Source organism: Hydrogenophaga sp. LT287 (assembly GCF_055702805.1).
In genome coordinates this window covers 19,617-37,128 of sequence record NZ_JBVPZC010000008.1, presented here as the reverse complement: position 1 = coordinate 37,128, position 17,512 = coordinate 19,617, and the positions used below count along the sequence as shown (strand labels likewise).

11 protein-coding genes are annotated in these 17,512 nt (G+C 63.2%); 8 read left to right on the top strand and 3 right to left on the bottom strand.

What is annotated here, in order from left to right; all coding sequences use genetic code 11:
• The 5 genes from AC0GNR_RS08590 (at window position 1) to AC0GNR_RS08570 (ending at window position 10,431) form a co-directional block, all read left to right on the top strand.
• Complete coding sequence (locus AC0GNR_RS08590; RefSeq protein ID WP_472900546.1) at window positions 1-3,393, top strand: helicase-related protein; 3,393 nt, start codon at window positions 1-3, stop codon at window positions 3,391-3,393.
• On the top strand, window positions 3,390-5,081 hold the full coding sequence (locus AC0GNR_RS08585; RefSeq protein ID WP_472900545.1) for an RNA-binding domain-containing protein: 1,692 nt from the start codon (window positions 3,390-3,392) through the stop codon (window positions 5,079-5,081). Before AC0GNR_RS08590 ends, AC0GNR_RS08585 begins: the two co-directional genes overlap by 4 nt.
• Window positions 5,082-5,198: 117 nt before the next feature.
• Window positions 5,199-8,717: an Eco57I restriction-modification methylase domain-containing protein gene (locus tag AC0GNR_RS08580; RefSeq protein WP_472900544.1), complete on the top strand. Its 3,519-nt coding sequence runs from the start codon at window positions 5,199-5,201 to the stop codon at window positions 8,715-8,717.
• Window positions 8,714-9,844, top strand: a complete 1,131-nt coding sequence (locus AC0GNR_RS08575) for an AAA family ATPase (RefSeq protein WP_472900543.1) — start codon at window positions 8,714-8,716, stop codon at window positions 9,842-9,844. Before AC0GNR_RS08580 ends, AC0GNR_RS08575 begins: the two co-directional genes overlap by 4 nt.
• On the top strand, window positions 9,841-10,431 hold the full coding sequence (locus AC0GNR_RS08570; RefSeq protein ID WP_472900542.1) for a DUF4276 family protein: 591 nt from the start codon (window positions 9,841-9,843) through the stop codon (window positions 10,429-10,431). The genes AC0GNR_RS08575 and AC0GNR_RS08570 overlap by 4 nt, the downstream gene beginning before the upstream one ends.
• Window positions 10,432-10,580: 149 nt before the next feature.
• On the opposite strand, the gene AC0GNR_RS08565 is transcribed toward AC0GNR_RS08570, so the two are convergent.
• The 3 genes from AC0GNR_RS08565 to AC0GNR_RS08555 all read right to left on the bottom strand — a co-directional run bounded on the left by AC0GNR_RS08565 (window position 10,581) and on the right by AC0GNR_RS08555 (window position 13,960).
• Window positions 10,581-10,877 (bottom strand): hypothetical protein, encoded by a 297-nt coding sequence (locus AC0GNR_RS08565; RefSeq protein WP_472900541.1) that lies wholly within the window; start codon window positions 10,875-10,877, stop codon window positions 10,581-10,583.
• A 112-nt stretch (window positions 10,878-10,989) separates the two neighbouring features.
• Window positions 10,990-13,194 carry a malate synthase G gene (locus tag AC0GNR_RS08560; RefSeq protein ID WP_472900540.1) on the bottom strand — a complete coding sequence of 735 codons (2,205 nt, stop codon included), beginning with the start codon at window positions 13,192-13,194 and terminating at the stop codon, window positions 10,990-10,992.
• Between the two features lie 67 nt (window positions 13,195-13,261).
• Window positions 13,262-13,960, bottom strand: coding sequence for a haloacid dehalogenase type II (locus AC0GNR_RS08555; RefSeq protein ID WP_472900539.1), 699 nt, complete (start codon window positions 13,958-13,960; stop codon window positions 13,262-13,264).
• Window positions 13,961-14,196: 236 nt separating this feature from the next.
• On the opposite strand from AC0GNR_RS08555, the gene AC0GNR_RS08550 reads away from it, so the two are divergent.
• From AC0GNR_RS08550 to AC0GNR_RS08540, 3 genes are all read left to right on the top strand, one after another.
• Window positions 14,197-15,423, top strand: a complete 1,227-nt coding sequence (locus AC0GNR_RS08550; RefSeq protein ID WP_472900538.1) for a CaiB/BaiF CoA transferase family protein — start codon at window positions 14,197-14,199, stop codon at window positions 15,421-15,423.
• Between the two features lie 5 nt (window positions 15,424-15,428).
• Complete coding sequence (locus AC0GNR_RS08545; RefSeq protein WP_472900537.1) at window positions 15,429-16,343, top strand: hydroxymethylglutaryl-CoA lyase; 915 nt, start codon at window positions 15,429-15,431, stop codon at window positions 16,341-16,343.
• 239 nt (window positions 16,344-16,582) lie between these two features.
• The gene (locus AC0GNR_RS08540) at window positions 16,583-17,509 is read left to right on the top strand and encodes a LysR family transcriptional regulator (protein WP_472900536.1); all 927 of its coding nucleotides are present in this window, start codon (window positions 16,583-16,585) and stop codon (window positions 17,507-17,509) included.
• Window positions 17,510-17,512 lie beyond the last annotated feature (3 nt).

Here is a 17,512-nt window from a genome sequence, read left to right as displayed (position 1 = left end):
ATGTCCCGCATCTTCGACAACATCCAACAATCACTTCTAGAGGCGCTGCGCGCCACACTCGAAGTATCCAAGCGGGCAGACTTTTGCATCGGGTATCTCAATCTCCGGGGCTGGCAGGCCATCGACGATTTGATCGGCAGCTGGAACCCCGCACACGGTCAGGTGTGCCGCGTGCTGGTGGGCATGCAGCGCCCACCGCACGAAGAAATCCGTGAGCTATACCGCCAGTCCAGCGAAGAGGGCCTGATCGACAACGCCACGGCCAGCCGCCTCAAGGCCCAGTTTGCGGCCCACCTGCGCGAGCAAATTGCGCTGGGCATTCCCACTGGGCAAGACGAAGCAGGTCTGCGCCGCCTGGCGCGCCAGTTGCGAGCTGGCCAAGTGGTGGTCAAACTGTTCCTGCCCTATCCGCTGCATGCGAAGCTGTACTTGCTGTTTCGTGATGACGTGAACAACCCCATCACCGGGTTTGTCGGCAGCAGCAACCTCACGCTGGCCGGGCTTTCCAAACACGGCGAGCTGAACGTCGATGTGCTCGACCACTTGGGCACCGAAAAGCTCGCCAGCTGGTTCACCGACCGCTGGGGAGACCGCTGGGCCTTGGACGTGTCGGCCGATCTGGCCGCCATCATCGAGAGCAGTTGGGCGCGGGAAGAGGCCATACCGCCACACCACATCTACCTGAACATCGCGTACCACCTCAGCACAGAGGCGCGAGCCGGGCTGAGCCAGTTCCGTCTGCCGCCCCGGTTTGAGCAGGAGCTTTTCGAGTTCCAGAAGAGTGCCGTCAAGATCGCTGCGCGGCACCTGCACCGCCGTGGCGGCGTGATGATTGGTGACGTGGTGGGCCTGGGCAAGACCATGATGGCCACCGCGTTGGCCCGCATGTTTGAAGACGACCTGGGCTACGAAACGCTCATCATCTGCCCCAAAAACCTGGAGCCTATGTGGGAGCGCTACCGAACCGAATACGGCCTGCGCGGTATGGTGTTGCCGGTGTCGCAGGTCACCAAGAAGCTGCCGGACCTCAAGCGCTACCGCCTGGTGCTCATTGACGAGAGCCATAACCTGCGCAACCGCGAAGGCCGTCGCTACAAGGCCATTGCGGATTACATCAAGAGCTGCGATGCCAAGGTAATCTTGCTCACCGCCACGCCCTACAACAAAACCAAGCACGACCTCTCGGCACAGCTGCGCCTGTTCATTGACGAAAAGGCCAACATTGGCATCCGCCCCGAGCGGCACATGCGCAAGTACGGCATCAGCGAAGCCGAGTTTGAGCGCAAGAACCAGTGCCGGGTGAACTCCATCCTGGCCATAGAAAAGAGCGACGAGTTTGACGACTGGCGCGAACTGATCCGCCTGTACATGGTGCGCCGCACCCGCAGCTTCATCATCCAGCACTACACCGAGGCCGACAAACACGGCCGCCGCTACATCGCAGGGCAAGATGGCGAGAAGCGCTACTTCCCGCTTCGCAAACCCTTGTCGGTCGCCTTCCCGGTGGACGAGACCGATCCGGCAGACCGCTACGCGCGCCTGTATTCCACTGCGGTAGTGGATGAGATCAATGCGCTGCACGTGCCGCGCTACGGTTTGGGCCTGTACGTCAACCCGGTTGAGGAAAAGCAGGCCACACCCGCTGAGCGCAAGCTGATCGACAACCTGGGCCGCGCCGGCAAGCGCCTCATGGGGTTCTGCCGCACCAACCTGTTCAAGCGGCTGGAGTCCAACGGTTTCTCGTTCCTCCAGTCGATCGACCGGCACGTGTTGCGCAACCAGATTTACCTCTACGCTATTGAAAACGGGCTGGACCTACCCATGGGCGTGCTGGACGCGGGGCTGCTGGACCTGGACCGCATGGACGAAGACGCCGAAGGTGTTGAAGGCGACCCCGAAGACCTGCTGGACGGGCTGGTGGATGCCGTGGCAGAAGAAGATGGTTTGCCAGCCGACATGGTGCGCGCCAAGGCCGCATACAACCGTTTTGCCAAGGACTTCAAGCGCCGCTTCAAGTGGATTCGTCCCAGCCTTTTCAAGGCTTCGTTGGCCGAACACCTGGCGCAAGACACACAGACCCTGACCGAACTGCTGAACACCCAGGGCGCTTGGGCTGCTGAGAATGACCACAAATGGCAAGCCCTGCGCCGCATGCTCACGCAGACGCATGGCAAAGACAAGGTGCTCGTCTTCACCCAGTTTGCCGACACCGCACGCTACCTTGAACGCGAGGCACGCAAAGCGGGTATCACCCACGTCGCCGTGGCCACCGGCGCCAGCGCCGACCCCTATGCGCTGGCCTGCCGCTTCAGCCCCAAGTCCAACAACAAGACCGTGAGCAAGGCCGACGAGGTGCGCGTGCTCATCTGTACCGACGTACTCTCCGAAGGCCAGAACCTGCAAGACAGCAACGTGGTGGTCAACTTCGACCTGCCCTGGGCCATCATCCGGCTCATCCAGCGCGCAGGTCGGGTAGACCGCATTGGCCAGCGGGCCGAAGAAATCCACTGCTACTCATTCTTGCCAGCCGATGGTGTGGAACAGCTCATCCAGCTGCGCTCGCGCATCCGCCAACGCCTGCAGGAAAACGCTGAAGTGGTGGGCACCGACGAAGCGTTTTTTGAAGACGACGACGCCACCACCATCCGCGACCTGTACACCGAAAAACAAGGCGTGCTCGACGACAACGACGACGAGGTGGACCTTGCCTCGTATGCCTGGCAAATTTGGAAACAAGCCACGCAAGACAACCCCGACCTGGCTCGCGCCGTCGAATCGCTCCCACCCGTGGTGTATTCGGCCAAAGCCTTTGCGCTGGTCGAGAGCCGCTTCCCGCTGCTGGGGGCAGACGCGGCCAAAGGCGGTGCCTTGGTGTACGTGAAGTCCCCCGAGGGCAACGACCATCTGGCCTGGGTGGGCGCCAACGGCAAGACGGTCACCGAATCGCAGTTCACGGTACTGCGCGCCGCCGAGTGCGAGCCCGACACCCCTGCGGTGGCCCGGCTGGAAAACCACCACAATCTGGTGGCCCAAGGCCTGCAACTCGCCGTTAGCCAGGACAAAGCCGTGGGCGGCGGCCTGGGTCGCCCCAGCAGCCCGCGCCGCCGGGCCTACGAACGACTGAAGCCTTACGCCACTGAACAGATGCAAACCCTGTTCCGCGACGACGAGCTGGAGCGCGCTCTGGACGACATGTACCAGCGCCCGCTGCTCGAAACCTCGGCCGATCTGCTCAACCGCCTCATGCGCAGCGGCGTGAACGATACCGAACTGGCCGAGGCCGTGAAGTCGCTGCGCGAAGAAGGGCGCCTGACCTACGCCGAAGACGACGCGTCATTGAGGGAGCCGCGCGTGGTGTGCTCCATGGGATTGATCGCGGGGGCCAGTGCATGAGACAAAGCACCTTTCCGGAGAAAGAAACGCTGGAGGTCGAGTTCAAGAGCGACCGGGATCCGCTCAACGATGACGATCTGGTCGAGGCGCTGATCTGTCTAGCCAATGCGCAGGGTGGTAGCTTGTACCTTGGTGTTGAAAACGATGGCTCTGTGACTGGCCTGCACAGCAGCAGACCCCAGCAGGTGAGCGGTCTTTCCGCTATGGTCGCCAACCGAACAGCGCCCAGTCTCGGTGTCCATGTCGAGGTTCTTCTGTATCAGGGCATGCGTGTGGCAGTCGTGTCCGTGCCACGCAGTCCCGAAGTCATCGCACGCACCGACGGCTTGGTAAAGCGCCGCCGCATCGGCGGCAACGGGCAGCCCGAGTGCGTGCCGTTTCTGCCGCACGAGTACCCTAGCCGTCGCGCCGACTTTCGGTTGATTGACATGTCGGCCGAGCCCTTGGCCGATGCCACTCTGGCCGACTTTGACCCCTTGCAGCGCGAACGCCTCCGTTCTGTCATCGCCAACAACCCGCGCAGCGACAAGTCGCTTGTGGGCCTGAGCGACGAGCAGTTGGACGGAGCGCTCTCTCTCACCGTTTCGCGCAACGGCGAGCGCAGACCCACCCTGCTCGGTCTGCTGTTGATTGGCCGCACCGACAGCCTGCGACTTCAGGTGCCCACACACGAGGTGCTTTTCCAAGTTTTGCAAGGCACCCAAGTCAAGGTCAATGAGGGCTCGCGTGCCGCGCTGATCGAAATCGTTGAATGGCTGGACCTGCTCTCCCGTGGAGTCAACACCGAGCAAGAGTTCAACGAAGGTCTTTTCCGCATAGGCATCGCCCGCGTGGATGTGAACGCCCTGCGCGAAGCCATCAACAACGCGTTGGTCCACCGCGACTACGCGCGCCGTGGCCCAGTGCGCGTGTGCTGGCAACAGCACGATCTGATCATCAGCAACCCTGGTGGATTTGTGGAAGGTGTGGGGCTGGACAACTTACTCACCACCGAGCCCCGGCCCCGTAACCCTGCGCTAGCTGACGCCTTCAAGCGTCTCGGGCTGGTGGACCGCACAGGCCGTGGTGTGGACCTCATATACAGCGGCATGCTGCGCTTTGGGCGCCCCGCGCCCGATTACTCACAGTCCATGCTCGACATGGTCAAGCTCAGCATCAGCACCGAGCCGGCCGACCTGGCCTTTGTGCGCATGGTTTTGCAGGAGGAGGCTCGGCAGAACAGCGCCTTGCCCGTGGAAACATTGATGATCCTCACGACCCTGCGTGAGGCCCGGCGCCTGAGCGTCGCCGACCTGGCAACCCCGTTGCAATGCACCCCTGCGCAAACGGCCAAACTGCTGGAGCCCTTGGTCGAAAGTGGGTTGGTTCAACCCCACGGTACAGGCAGGGGCCGCCAGTACACCTTGAGCCCGCAGGTCTACAAGCAGTTGGGACAAGGCGTGGAGTACGCCCGCCAGGCTGCCTTTGATGAGCTTCAGCAAGTGGAGCTGATCCGTAACCTGGTTCGCCAACAGCAGCGCATCAAACGCGAAGATGTGGTGGCCCTGTGTCGCCTGAGCCCGCGCCAAGCCAAACACCGCCTGGACCACATGGTCGAGACCGGCATCTTGCAACGCCACGGCCAGACTCGAGGCAGCTACTACACACTGACAGAACCGTCACCCTCCTCGCCGAGGCCGCGCAAGTAAACAACAACCAGCACTTATCAACACTTATCGACACGCTGGAGTTTTCTAAGTTATTGATTTCAAAAGGATTGATGGCGTTTAGAACAAAAATTTGCGCCAGATATCGACATTAGACCCATGGCCCAACTCAACTTCCCCGCCTTTGAAACGCACCTCAAGGCCTTCGACTTTCAGCGCCTGTTTGTGGATGTGCTGGGCTGGAACGTGGCCAGCACTGAGCGCGACTGGCAGCCCGACCGGGCCAGCGATACCGTCTACAGCCACCGCACCGTGGCCGAGCTGGGAGGCGTGGTCGCCATCCAGGTGGTGGTGGACGGTGGCTGGCCCGACGAAGCCCAGCGCCTGAAGGTGTGGAAACACGTGGCCCACAGCCACGCCGAAAACCTGCTCATCTTCACCAACCAGCAGACCAACGCCAGCCAGAGCCAGTGGTACTGGGTCAAACGCGACAAACACCCCGAGACCGGCAAACCCCGCCTCACCTCGCGCCGGCACGACTACTTCAAAGGCCAGCCGGTCGATCTGTTCGCCTCCAAGTTGCAGGCCATGGTGGTCGAACTGTCCGAGCTGGACACCGCGGGCCGTCTGCCGGTGTTGGAAGCCGCGCGCCGCATTCAGGCCGCGCTGGACGTGGACAAAACCACCAAGAAGTTCTTCAACGCCTACCAGCAGCAGCACCTGGAGCTGCTCAGCCACATCCAGGGCATTGACAACGAACGCGACAAACGCTGGTACGCCAGCGTGCTGCTCAACCGGCTCATGTTCGTCTGGTTTATGCAGAAGAAGTTCTTCCTGGACGGCGGCAACGCCGACTACCTGCGCACCAAGCTGGCTGAAAGCCAGCAGCGCGGCCAAAACCGCTTCTTTGGCGAGTTCCTCAACGCCCTGTTTTTTGAAGCCTTCGCCAAACCCGAGGTCGACCGCAGCACTACAGCCAAAGCCCTCACCGGCCAGGTGCCTTACCTGAACGGCGGCCTGTTCCTGCACCACAAGCTGGAGCTGGACGCCAACCACGCCCCGCGCGTGGGCACCACCCTGCGCGTGGCCGATGCTGCGTTTGAAGGCGTGTTCAACCTGTTCGCGAGCTTCTCCTGGCACCTGGACGACACGCCCGGCGGCAACGCCGACGAGATCAACCCCGACGTGCTGGGCTACATCTTCGAGAAGTACATCAACCAGAAAGCCTTTGGCGCCTACTACACCCGGCCCGAAATCACCGGCTACCTGGCCGAACGCAGCATCCACAAGCTGATCCTGGAGCGCATCTTTGAGCCGGCCATGCCCGAGCTGGGCCTGAAAGAGGTGAAGTTCGAGAGCGTTCCCGATCTGCTCGCCAAGATGGACGCGCGCACCGCCTTGAAGCTGGTGGGCGAGGTGCTGCCCAGCATCACCATCCTCGACCCGGCCGTGGGCTCGGGCGCCTTTCTGGTGGCCGCGCTCAAGTGCCTCATCAATGTGTACTACGCCGTGGTCGGCCGCGCCGAAATGGGCGCCAGCACCGAGCTGAAGAACTGGTTGGCCGGCATCCAGAAAGACCACCCGAGCGTGGGCTACTACATCAAGCGCCGCATCGTCACCGACAACCTGCACGGTGTGGACATCATGGAAGAGGCCTGCGAAATCGCCAAGCTGCGCCTCTTCCTGTCCATGGTGTCCAGTGTGCGCAGGGTGCAAGACCTGGAGCCCCTGCCCAACATCGACTTCAACATCTTGCCGGGCAATTCCTTGGTGGGCTTTATGCGGGTGGATGAACACGAGTTCGACGCCAAGTACCGCCACGGCGACATGTTCCGCAAGAGCTTCCGCGAACTGGTGGAAGAAAAGAACCGCAAGCTCGATACCTACCGTCACGCCGCTGATGCCGTGGGGCGCGACACCGACCTGCGCGTCTTGAGAGACGACATCGACGCCGCCATGCGCGAGGCCAACGGCGTTTTGAACGAGCTGGTGCACGACCAGTTTGCTGGCCTGAACATCAAGTACGAAGAGGCCACCTGGGACGCTGCAACCAACGACCTTGGCAAGCCCAAGAAGCGCGCCATGAAGCGGGAGGACATCGACGCCCAAACCCCTTTCCATTGGGGCTATGTGTTTGACGACATCGTGCAGCGGCGCGGCGGCTTCGACGTGATCCTGGCCAACCCCCCGTGGGAAGGCTTCAAGCCACAAGCCAAGGAGTACTTCGCGCCGTTCTCCGAGACGATCAGCAAGAAGAACATGTCCATCAAGGAGTTCGAGGCTGAGCAGACCCGCCTCCTGAAAGACAAGGACATCCGAAAAGGCTGGCTCGACTACCAGAGCCGTTTCCCGCACATGAGCGCTTACTTCCGCAGCGCAGCGGACTATCGGTACCAGTCGGCCGTGGTGGCGGGCAAAAAAACCGGCTCCGACATCAACCTCTACAAGTTGTTCACGGAGCGCTGCTTTGCCTTGCTGCGCGAGGGTGGCCATTGCGGCATCGTCATTCCCAATGGCATCTACAAGGACTTGGGCGCGACCGGTCTGCGCAACATGCTGTTTGACCATACGCGGGTGGATTCGCTGATTTCCCTCTCCAACGAGAAGTTCATCTTTGAAGAAGTGCACCACTCGTTTGGATTGCTGTTCTTGAACTTCACCAAAGGTGGCACCACCGAGAAACTGCGCGCCACATTCCGCATCAACCCGCGCGAAGCCATCAAGGCGGAAGACTTTGCTGCGTTCGTGGAAAACGAAGACAACTTCATTGAGTTGTCTGCGCAGTTGATAGGTTCGATGAACGCGGAAACGCGGTCGGTGTTGGAGTTTCGTAGTCCCACAGATGTCTCTATCGTGGAGAAGATGCTCGCCTTTCCAGCTCTTGGGCTAGAGATGGACGGAGCATGGAACTTGAAACTCACACGCGAGTTTGAGATTACGAGTGTTGGTCGAGAAATCGCTAGAGGCGCGGCGGGGCCAGAGCGGTTGCCGTTGTTCACTGGTCGTATGTTCAATCAATTTGAGAACACTGCGGAGCATTCTGGAATTTGGATTGCTGAGGCGGATGGCCGAAAGGTCCTCCTGGGCAAGACGCCTGATACCGGACAGCGGATGGACTATCAAAGCTACCGCTGGTTGCACCGTCGCATCGCGCGCTCCACCGACACACGAACGCTCATTTCAACCATCGCGCCGCCGATGGTATTCACCGAGGTCAACAGCACGACGCTAAAGGTCATCGACAGCGGCATCAATGCCGTGGAGCAGTGCTACTGGTGCGCCGTGGCCAACAGCTTTGTGTTGGACTGGCTGCTGCGGCAAAGCATCACCACCACGCTGAACATGTTTTACCTGTATCAGCTTCCAGTCCCACGTTTGCCTTCAGTCGACGCACGCTGCATCAGCATTGCAAAGCGGGCGGCCAAGCTGATCTGTACCGACGCGGTCTACGACGGTTTGGCGCGTGATGTAGGCCTGAAAGGACACGAGGAAGGAGTCGCTTATCCTGCTGAACGCGCCAAGCTCCGCGCCGAACTCGACGGTCTGGTCGCCCACTTGTACGGGTTGGACGAAGACGAATTCGCCCATATTCTCAAGACTTTCCCGCTGGTTCCTGAGCCAGCCAAAGTGGCTGCGCTCAACGCCTGGCGCGATGTGCAGAAAGGGTTGATTTCATGAGCCTGCAAAGCGTACGCGTGCGTAACTTCAAAGCGGTGGTGGACAGCAAGGTCGTCAAGCTGGGGCCGCTCACCGCCTTCATCGGTAACAACGGTGCCGGTAAGTCCAGCCTGATCGAAGCACTGGAAACCTACCAGGCCATCGTGCGCGACGGGCTGGACCTGGCCATGCAGCGCTGGCTGGGTATCGAGCATGTGCGGCACAAGGGGCAGGAAGCCAAAGAACGCCTGGGCGAAGTGCTCAACCCCATTTCATGGGAGATGGCGCTGGGGACCAGCCCGCGCAAGGTGCAGCGCCTGGCCATGACGGTGAACAACGATCCGGCGGCCAACCGCATGTTCATTGCGTCGGAGCGCATAACCGACCTGGCCGGGGACTTCACGGAGCGCGACGAGGGCGGTGCGTTGATGTCCTATGGCGCGGGGCGCTCGATCCTGGGCACATCTGCGACCATGGTCCACACCGTGCTGGCCATGGAGGTGTTGGACTGGCAGTTTTTGACCCTGAGCCCGGAGCGCATGGGGCTGCCCGTACCGCAGCAACGCACCCAGGGCGCGGTCCGTTTGGCCAGTGACGGATCGAACGTGGCGGACTTTCTGCTGGATCTGCGCCGCCAGAGCCCGAATGCGTTCGACGGCATCGTCGAAACCATGTCCTATGTGCTGCCCTACGCCAAAGACATTCAACCCACTCTGTCGTCGTCTGAAATTGAGCGCAAGGCCTGGCTGCAGTTGAGCGAAGACACGTACAAGGTGCCTGGCTGGTTGTTGTCCACCGGTACGCTGCGCATGCTGGCTTTGTTGGCCCTACTTCGGCACCCGACACCGCCGCCCTTGATCGTTGTCGAAGAGATCGAGAACGGGCTCGATCCGCGCAGCATCCACCTGATCGTGGAAGAAATCCGCAGTGCCGTGCTGTCGGGCACGACGCAAGTGGTCATCACCACCCATTCACCGTACTTGCTGGACTTGTTGACATTGGAGCACTTGGTGGTGGTGGAGCGAGATGCGCAAGGCCACCCGCGTTTCACCCGGCCAGCGGATCACGACAACCTGCGCAAGTGGGCAGAGGAGTTCGCACCCGGCAAGCTCTACACCATGGGCAGCTTGACGGGGTTGTCCGCATGACCATCGGTTTTGTTTTTGAGTGCGGGCCGCAGGGCGCTGACAAGCTGGTCTGTGAATACCTGGCCGGCCAGCTGAAGCCGGGCGAGAACTTCATCTCTCGTACCTTGGACAACAAGCTCAGGTTGCTTGAAGAGGCGCCCAGCGTGGTGAAGAAGCTGCTGGATGAAGGCTGTGAGCGGGTTTTGATCGTGTGGGATTTGCGCCCTGCTTGGCCAGACAAGAAAGAAAAGCCTTGCCGCGCCAAAGAGCGCCAGACCTTGCTGGATGGGCTGGCGAAAGAGGGGCTGCAAAACGCCCCCGTTTTTTTGGTCTGTGTGGAGCAGGAGCTGGAAAGCTGGCTGTTGGCCAGCGACCAAGCCATCAGCGCGTTCCTTTCGACCGCGGCGCGGGCCTACAAAGCGAAACCGGTCAAAAAACCTGATCGGGTGCCCAACCCCAAGGCCGTGATGAACAACCATTTCCAGGCCGCCAGAGGTACAAGGTATGAAGACTATGTTCACGCCGTCAAGGTGCTGAAGGCCGCTGCCGTGGATTGGAGGCGGTTGCGGCGCTCTGATAGCTTTGCTCGCTTTGAAGCCAAGCTGTGACCAGGTTTCATTATCTTTTGCTCAAGATAATGAATTAAAAAAATCAGAAAAACCTTTTTAAAACAACCGCTTACGCGATCAATCATTATCTTTTCGCTTAAATTTTAAGCAACCTGGGTGGTGTTGTGAGCCGAGATCGTCGTGCCAGTTCAGCCCGCCGAAAACCGTGCCACCAGTGCCTCACCCCATTCCCAGGGCCCGGTGAGCGTCAGCGTCACCGTGGTCCAGTCGCCGTCGGTCTGCACCTGCTCGTCGGCGTCCCAGGCACCGCCTTCGTCCAGCGGGCCGCGCGGGCCGGGGCTGTGGCGTTCGGCCCATGCCAGCACCGCTTGCACTTCGGCCATCACGGCGGGCACATCGGCCGCGCGCACGCTGGCCATCGCGTCCCAGGTGCCGGTGCCCTCGCCATCGTCGCTGGCGTCAAAGATCAGGTAGTCCAGTGTCATGGGGTGATTGTGTGCGCCATGCAAAACGGCGCCCGAGGGCGCCGCTGTGAAGGGGAAGGGGGAGCCCTCACCCCCGCCCTCTCCCCGAGGGAGAGGGGGCAGGTCGGGGACTTCAGCTCGCTTTCACCTTCAGGCGCCAGGCGTGCAGCAGCGGCTCGGTGTAGCCACTCGGCTGGGCCAGGCCTTTGAACACCAGGTCGCAGGCGGCCTGGTAGGCCATGCTGGTGTCGAAGTGGCCGGCCATGGGCTGGTACAGCGGGTCGCCGGCGTTTTGGGCGTCCACCACGGCGGCCATGCGCTCAAAGGTTTCCTTGATCTGTGCTTCGGTTACCACGCCGTGGTGCAGCCAGTTGGCCATGTGCTGGCTGGAAATGCGCAGCGTGGCGCGGTCTTCCATCAGGCCCACGTTGTGGATGTCGGGCACCTTGGAACAGCCCACGCCCTGGTCGACCCAGCGCACCACGTAGCCCAGGATGCCCTGCGCGTTGTTGTCCAGCTCTTGCTGTTTCTCGGCGTCGGTCCAGTTCGGGTTGCTGGTCACAGGAATGGTCAGCAGGCCGGTGAGCAGGTTGTCGCGCTCGGCGTTGGCGTCGATTTTTTCCAGTTCTTTCTGCACGTCGCTCACCAGCACCTGGTGGTAGTGCAGGGCGTGCAGGGTGGCGCCGGTGGGGCTGGGCACCCAGGCGGTGTTGGCACCGGCTTTGGGGTGGGCAATTTTTTGTTCCAGCATGGCGGCCATCAGGTCGGGCATGGCCCACATGCCCTTGCCAATTTGCGCCTTGCCGCGCAGGCCGCAGCTCAGGCCCACCAGCACGTTGTTGCGTTCATAGGCCTGGATCCAGGCGCTGGCTTTCATGTCGCCCTTGCGCACCATGGGGCCGGCCTGCATGGCGGTGTGCATTTCGTCGCCGGTGCGGTCCAGGAAGCCGGTGTTGATGAACGCCACGCGGCTGGCGGCGGCGGCAATGCAGGCCTTCAGGTTGACGCTGGTGCGGCGCTCTTCGTCCATGATGCCCAGCTTGACCGTGCTCTCGGGCAGGCCCAGCAGTTGTTCCACGCAGCCAAACAGCTCGGCGGCAAAGCCCACTTCTTTGGGGCCGTGCATTTTGGGCTTGACGATGTAGACCGAGCCGGTGCGGCTGTTGCGGATCGGGCCGCTGGCCAGCTGGCCGTGGCCTTGCAGGTCGTGCAGGGCAATGGTGGTGGTGACCACCGCGTCCATGATGCCTTCAGGAATCTCCTGGCCTTGGGCGCCCCACAAGATGGCCGGGTTGGTCATCAGGTGGCCCACGTTGCGCAAGAACAGCAGGCTGCGGCCGTGCAGGCGCACTTCGGCGTCGCCCTGGGGGCTGGTGTAAACGCGGTCGGCGTTCAGGCCGCGCTTGAAGGTCTTGCCGCCTTTGGCCACGTCTTCGGTCAGGTCGCCCTTCAAGATGCCCAGCCAGTTGCTGTAGGCCAGCACCTTGTCTTGTGCGTCCACGGCGGCCACGGAATCTTCCAGGTCCAGAATGGTGGACAGCGCGGCTTCCATCACCAGGTCGCTCACGCCGGCGGGGTCCGTCTGGCCAATCGGGGTGGCGCGGTTGATGATCAGGTCGAAGTGCAGGCCGTTGTGCAGCATCAGTACGGAAGACGGTGCGGCTGCGGCGCCTTGGTAGCCCACCAGCTGCGCGGCGTCTTTCAGGCCGGTGGTGGCGCCGCCCTTGAGCGTCACTTGCAACTGGCCGCCCACCACGGCGTAGCCGGTGGAATCGGCATGCGAGCCGCTGGCCAGCGGGGCCGATTCGTCGAGGAATTTGCGGGCGAAGGCGATCACTTTGGCGCCGCGCTTTTCGTTGTAACCCGGGCCTTTTTCGCAGCCGTCGGCTTCCGAAATCGCGTCGGTGCCGTACAGCGCGTCGTACAGGCTGCCCCAGCGCGCGTTGGCGGCGTTCAGGGCGTAGCGGGCGTTCAAGATCGGCACCACCAGCTGCGGGCCGGCCTGGATGGCCAGCTCGGCGTCCACGTTGGCGGTGGTGGCCTTGGCGTCAGCCGGCACCGGCACCAGGTAGCCAATGGTTTCCAGGAATTTGCGGTAGCCGGCCATGTCGGTGATGGGGCCGGGGTTGGCCTTGTGCCAGGTGTCCAGCTCGGTCTGCAGGCGGTCGCGCTCGGCCAGCAGGGCGGCATTTTTCGGGGCCAGGTCGGCCACGATGGCGTCAAAGCCTTGCCAGAAGGTGTCGCTGCTCACGCCGGTGCCGGGCAGCACGCGGCTGTTGATGAAGTCAAACAGTTCGGTGGCGACTTGCAGGCCGTGGATCGTTGTGCGTTGTGTCATCAGATGGCTCCAGGAAAAAAGGCTTCGACAGGCTCAGCCCGAAACGGTGTTGAAAAAAGAAACAGGTTCAGTCAAAGAAAGCGAGCACGTCGCGCAGGTTCTGTGCGGTGCGCGTGGGCTGCGTGCCCAGCTCTTCAAACGGCATATTCTGGCGGTTCACCCACAGCGTCTGGTAGCCGTACCAGGTGGCGGCCAGCGCGTCCCAGGCGTTGCTGCTGACAAACACGATCTGGCTGGCCGGCAACCCCAGGGCTTGCTCGCCCAGGGCGTAGGCGGCGGGGTGGGTTTTGAACAGGCGCACCGGGTCGGCGCTGATGACGTGGTCGAGCAGGCCGTCCAGCCCGGCACTGCGCACGGCAATGCCCAGCATGTCGGGGTCGCCGTTGCTCAAAATGCCGGTGGGCAGGCCGCGTGCGCGCAGCGCTTGCAGCACCTCGCGGTTTTCCGGGAACGCGCTCAGGCTGCGGTACTGGTTCAGCAGCTGGGCGGCGCGGGCTTCAAAGGCGGCCCAGTCTTGCCGCGCGGCCGGTACCACCACCTTGATGGCATACGCCAGCGCGCTTTGCGTGAGTGCCCAAAACGGCTGGTAGTGCGCGCCGTGGTTGCTGGTGGTCACCAGGCGGGTGTATTCAATCTGTTTGTCGCGCCACAGCGTGCTCAGGCGCTGCCCCTGGCCGGGGAACAGCTGTTCTGCCAGCAGCGCCACGCTGTACACATCGAACAGCGTGCCATAGGCGTCAAACAACACAGCGCGGGGTTTTTCCATGGTTGAACTTTATTCGATACCAGATACGGTATTGATTCGCTTGAAAGTCATTTATCTGTGACTTTTATGTGGCTAATGTTGCAGCGGTCTCGGCACCAGGGTGCGCGCCGCATGCCGTGCCGGGGCCACCGGACGCGCCAAGGTTTACAGTGCGCGGCTGGCCAGCCCCTGCTTTCTGGCCGCTCGCCATCAGCGCCGCTGGCGGGTGCATGCCGGGCCATTTGACGAACGACACCATGAACACCCAAGCCACGCCATTCAGCGAAACCCCGCCCACCGCTCCGCAGCCGCTCAAAGGCCTGCGCGTGGTTGAGTTCACCCACATGGTCATGGGGCCTACTTGCGGCATGGTGCTGGCCGACATGGGGGCCGAGGTGATCAAGGTCGAGCCCATTGAGGGCGACCGCACGCGCCACCTGCTGGGCTCGGGCGCGGGCTTTTTTCCCATGTTCAACCGCAACAAAAAGAGCATCGCGATCAACCTGCACACGCCCGAGGGCGCCGAGGTGGCGCGCAAGCTGGCGGCCAGTGCCGACGTGGTGGCCGAGAACTTCAAGCCCGGCACCATGAAGAAATACGGGCTCGACTACGAAGCCCTGAGCCAGGTGAACCCGCGCTGCATTTATGTGAGCCACAAAGGCTTTTTGCCCGGCCCCTACGACCACCGCACCGCGCTCGACGAGGTGGTGCAGATGATGGGCGGCCTGGCCTACATGACCGGGCGCCCTGGCGATCCGCTGCGCGCAGGCACCAGCGTCAACGACATCATGGGCGGCATGTTTGGCGCCATCGGCGCGCTGGGCGCGCTGATCCAGCGCGGCATCACCGGCCAAGGGCAGGAGGTGCAGAGCGCGCTGTTTGAAAACAACGTGTTCCTCGTGGGCCAGCACATGCTGCAGTACGCCATCACCGGCCAGGCCGCTGCGCCCATGCCCGAGCGCATTTCGGCCTGGGCGGTGTACGACGTGTTCACCGTGAAAGACGGTGAGCAGATTTTTCTGGCGGCGGTGAGCGACGCGCAGTGGGCCACCTTTTGCGACGCGCTGGGCTTTGCCGACCTCAAGGCCGACCCGCGTTACCCCGACAACAACGCCCGCGTGGCCCTGCGTGCGCAGTTGCTGCCGGTGCTGCGCGAGCGGCTGGCCCAGTGGCGGGCATCCGATCTGGCTGCGCTGTTTGAAAAGGTGGGTCTGCCGTTTGCGCCCATTCGCAAGCCCGAAGAGCTGTTTGACGACGAACACCTGTTGGCCACCGGCGGCCTGGCCGACATCACCCTGCCCGACGGTGCCCGCGCCGGCCAGACCGCCAAGACCACGCTGTTTCCGTTCACCATGGACGGCCACCGCCTGGGCGTGCGCCTGCAGCCGCCCACCCGGGGCCAGCACACGGCCGAGCTGCTGCAGGGGCTGGGGTATGCCGACGCCGAGATCGAACGCCTGCGCGCCATCACCGCCGTTGCATGAACGCCATGGCTTCCCGTTCCCACATCCACATCAGCGAAGTCGGCCCGCGCGACGGGCTGCAGTCCGTCAAAGCCACCATGCCCACGGCCGACAAGTGCCGCTGGATCAGCGCGCTAGCAGCGGCCGGTTTGCGCGAGATCGAGGTCGGCTCGTTTGTGCCCGCGCAGTTGCTGCCGCAAATGGCCGACGTGGCCGACGTGGTGCGCCACGCGCTCACCCTGCCCGGCTTGACGGTGATGGCGCTGGTGCCCAACCGGCGCGGCGCACAGGCCGCGCTGGCCGCCGGTGTGCACAAGCTCACCCTGCCCGTGTCGGCCAGCGAAGCGCATTCGCTGGCCAACGTGCGCAAGACCCGCGATCAGATGGTGGCGGAACTGCGCGAAGTGATCGCGCTGCGCAACGAGGTGGCGCCCGGCGCGCCGGTGGAGGTGGGCCTGTCCACCGCCTTTGGCTGCACGCTGCAAGGCGCCGTGCCGGAAGACGAGGTGATCGCGCTGGCCGCGGCCTGCGTGCAGGCGGGGGTGGACGAAGTGGGCTTGTCCGACACCACCGGCATGGCCAACCCCGCGCAGGTGCGCCGCCTGTTCACCCGCCTGCGCGCCGAGCTGGGCGAGCGCGCGGGCGCGGCCCACATGCACAACACGCGCGGCCTGGGCCTGGCCAACTGCCTGGCCGCGTTTGACGTGGGCGTGCGCAGTTTTGACAGCTCGCTCGGCGGCCTGGGCGGCTGCCCCTACGCGCCCGGCGCCAGCGGTAATGTGGTCACCGAAGACCTGGTGTTCATGTTCGAAGCCATGGGTGTGCCCACCGGGCTCGACCTTCACAAGCTCATGGCAGCGCGCGCGCCGCTCATGGCCGGCTTGCCCGGCGAGCCGGTGTACGGCATGACGCCCGAAGCCGGCCTGCCCAAAGGCTGGTGAGGCGAGACACCCCCTGCGCCGCTGCGCGGCTTCCCCCTCTCTGACGCGCCTGCGGCGCTCGGAGGGGGACGCACCCTGTGGCCGGGCGGAGCCCGTTCCACGGGTGCCTTGGTATTGGGCAAGCGCGCCGGGAACGCCATTTGGACGCGCAGCGCGCTGCCTTATTGCAACTGCTGCGGTTGTGAATATGCGGATTCGCGTGGTTGATTTGAGACCACAGCTGGGGTAATCTGCCCGCCATGGACAAGCTCAAACAGCTCGAAACCTTTGCTTCCGTGGCCACCCGCGGCAGCCTCACCGCCGCCGCCCGGGCCGAAGGTGTGGCGCCGGCCATCATCGGTCGGCGGCTCGACGCGCTCGAATCGCGTCTGGGCGTCAAGCTCATGGTGCGCACCACCCGGCGCATCACGCTCACGCACGAAGGCAGTGCGTTTCTGGAAGACTGCCAGCGCCTGCTGGCCGACCTGGCCAACGCCGAAGCCAGCGTGAGCGCGGGCGGCGTGAAGGCCTGCGGCCACCTGCGCCTGACCGCGCCCGCCGGCTTTGGCCGCCGCCACGTGGCGCCGCTGGTGCCGCGCTTTCGCGAGCTGCACCCCGAGGTGACGATTTCGCTGAACCTGAGCGACCGCGTGGTGGATGTGGCCGGTGAAGCCTACGACTGCGCCGTGCGCGTGGGCGACCTGCCCGACTCGTCGCTGGTGAGCGTGCGTCTGGCCGACAACCGCCGCCTGTGCGTGGCGGCACCGCGCTATCTGCAGCACCACGGGCGGCCACAAACCCCGTCCGACCTGTCGCGCTTTGACTGCCTCACGCTCAGCAGCGACGCCTCGCAAACGCGCGGCTGGGCGTTTGCCATGCCGGCCGCCGAAGGCGGCGCCAGCGAGCTGGTGCACCTGCGCCCCGGTGGCCCGCTCGACTGCTCAGACGGTCAGGTGCTGCACGCCTGGTGTGTGGCCGGCTACGGCATTGCCTGGCGCAGCACCTGGGAAGTGGAGTCCGACATTGCTGCGGGCCGCCTGGTGACGGTGTTGGACGACTACGCCGCCCCACCCAACGGCATTTACGCCCTGTTTCCGCAGCGCAAACATTTGGCGCTGCGGGTGCGGTTGTGGATCGACTTTTTAAAACACCACTACGGGCAGGCAGACTTTTGGGCGGGGCGCTGAGTC

Coding starts and splice junctions, on each gene's coding strand:
- AC0GNR_RS08590 (WP_472900546.1), top strand. CDS start 1: ATGTCCCGCATCTTCGACAACATCCAACAATCACTTCTAGAGGCGCTG.
- AC0GNR_RS08585 (WP_472900545.1), top strand. CDS start 3,390: ATGAGACAAAGCACCTTTCCGGAGAAAGAAACGCTGGAGGTCGAGTTC.
- AC0GNR_RS08580 (WP_472900544.1), top strand. CDS start 5,199: ATGGCCCAACTCAACTTCCCCGCCTTTGAAACGCACCTCAAGGCCTTC.
- AC0GNR_RS08575 (WP_472900543.1), top strand. CDS start 8,714: ATGAGCCTGCAAAGCGTACGCGTGCGTAACTTCAAAGCGGTGGTGGAC.
- AC0GNR_RS08570 (WP_472900542.1), top strand. CDS start 9,841: ATGACCATCGGTTTTGTTTTTGAGTGCGGGCCGCAGGGCGCTGACAAG.
- AC0GNR_RS08565 (WP_472900541.1), bottom strand. CDS start 10,877: ATGACACTGGACTACCTGATCTTTGACGCCAGCGACGATGGCGAGGGC.
- AC0GNR_RS08560 (WP_472900540.1), bottom strand. CDS start 13,194: ATGACACAACGCACAACGATCCACGGCCTGCAAGTCGCCACCGAACTG.
- AC0GNR_RS08555 (WP_472900539.1), bottom strand. CDS start 13,960: ATGGAAAAACCCCGCGCTGTGTTGTTTGACGCCTATGGCACGCTGTTC.
- AC0GNR_RS08550 (WP_472900538.1), top strand. CDS start 14,197: ATGAACACCCAAGCCACGCCATTCAGCGAAACCCCGCCCACCGCTCCG.
- AC0GNR_RS08545 (WP_472900537.1), top strand. CDS start 15,429: ATGGCTTCCCGTTCCCACATCCACATCAGCGAAGTCGGCCCGCGCGAC.
- AC0GNR_RS08540 (WP_472900536.1), top strand. CDS start 16,583: ATGGACAAGCTCAAACAGCTCGAAACCTTTGCTTCCGTGGCCACCCGC.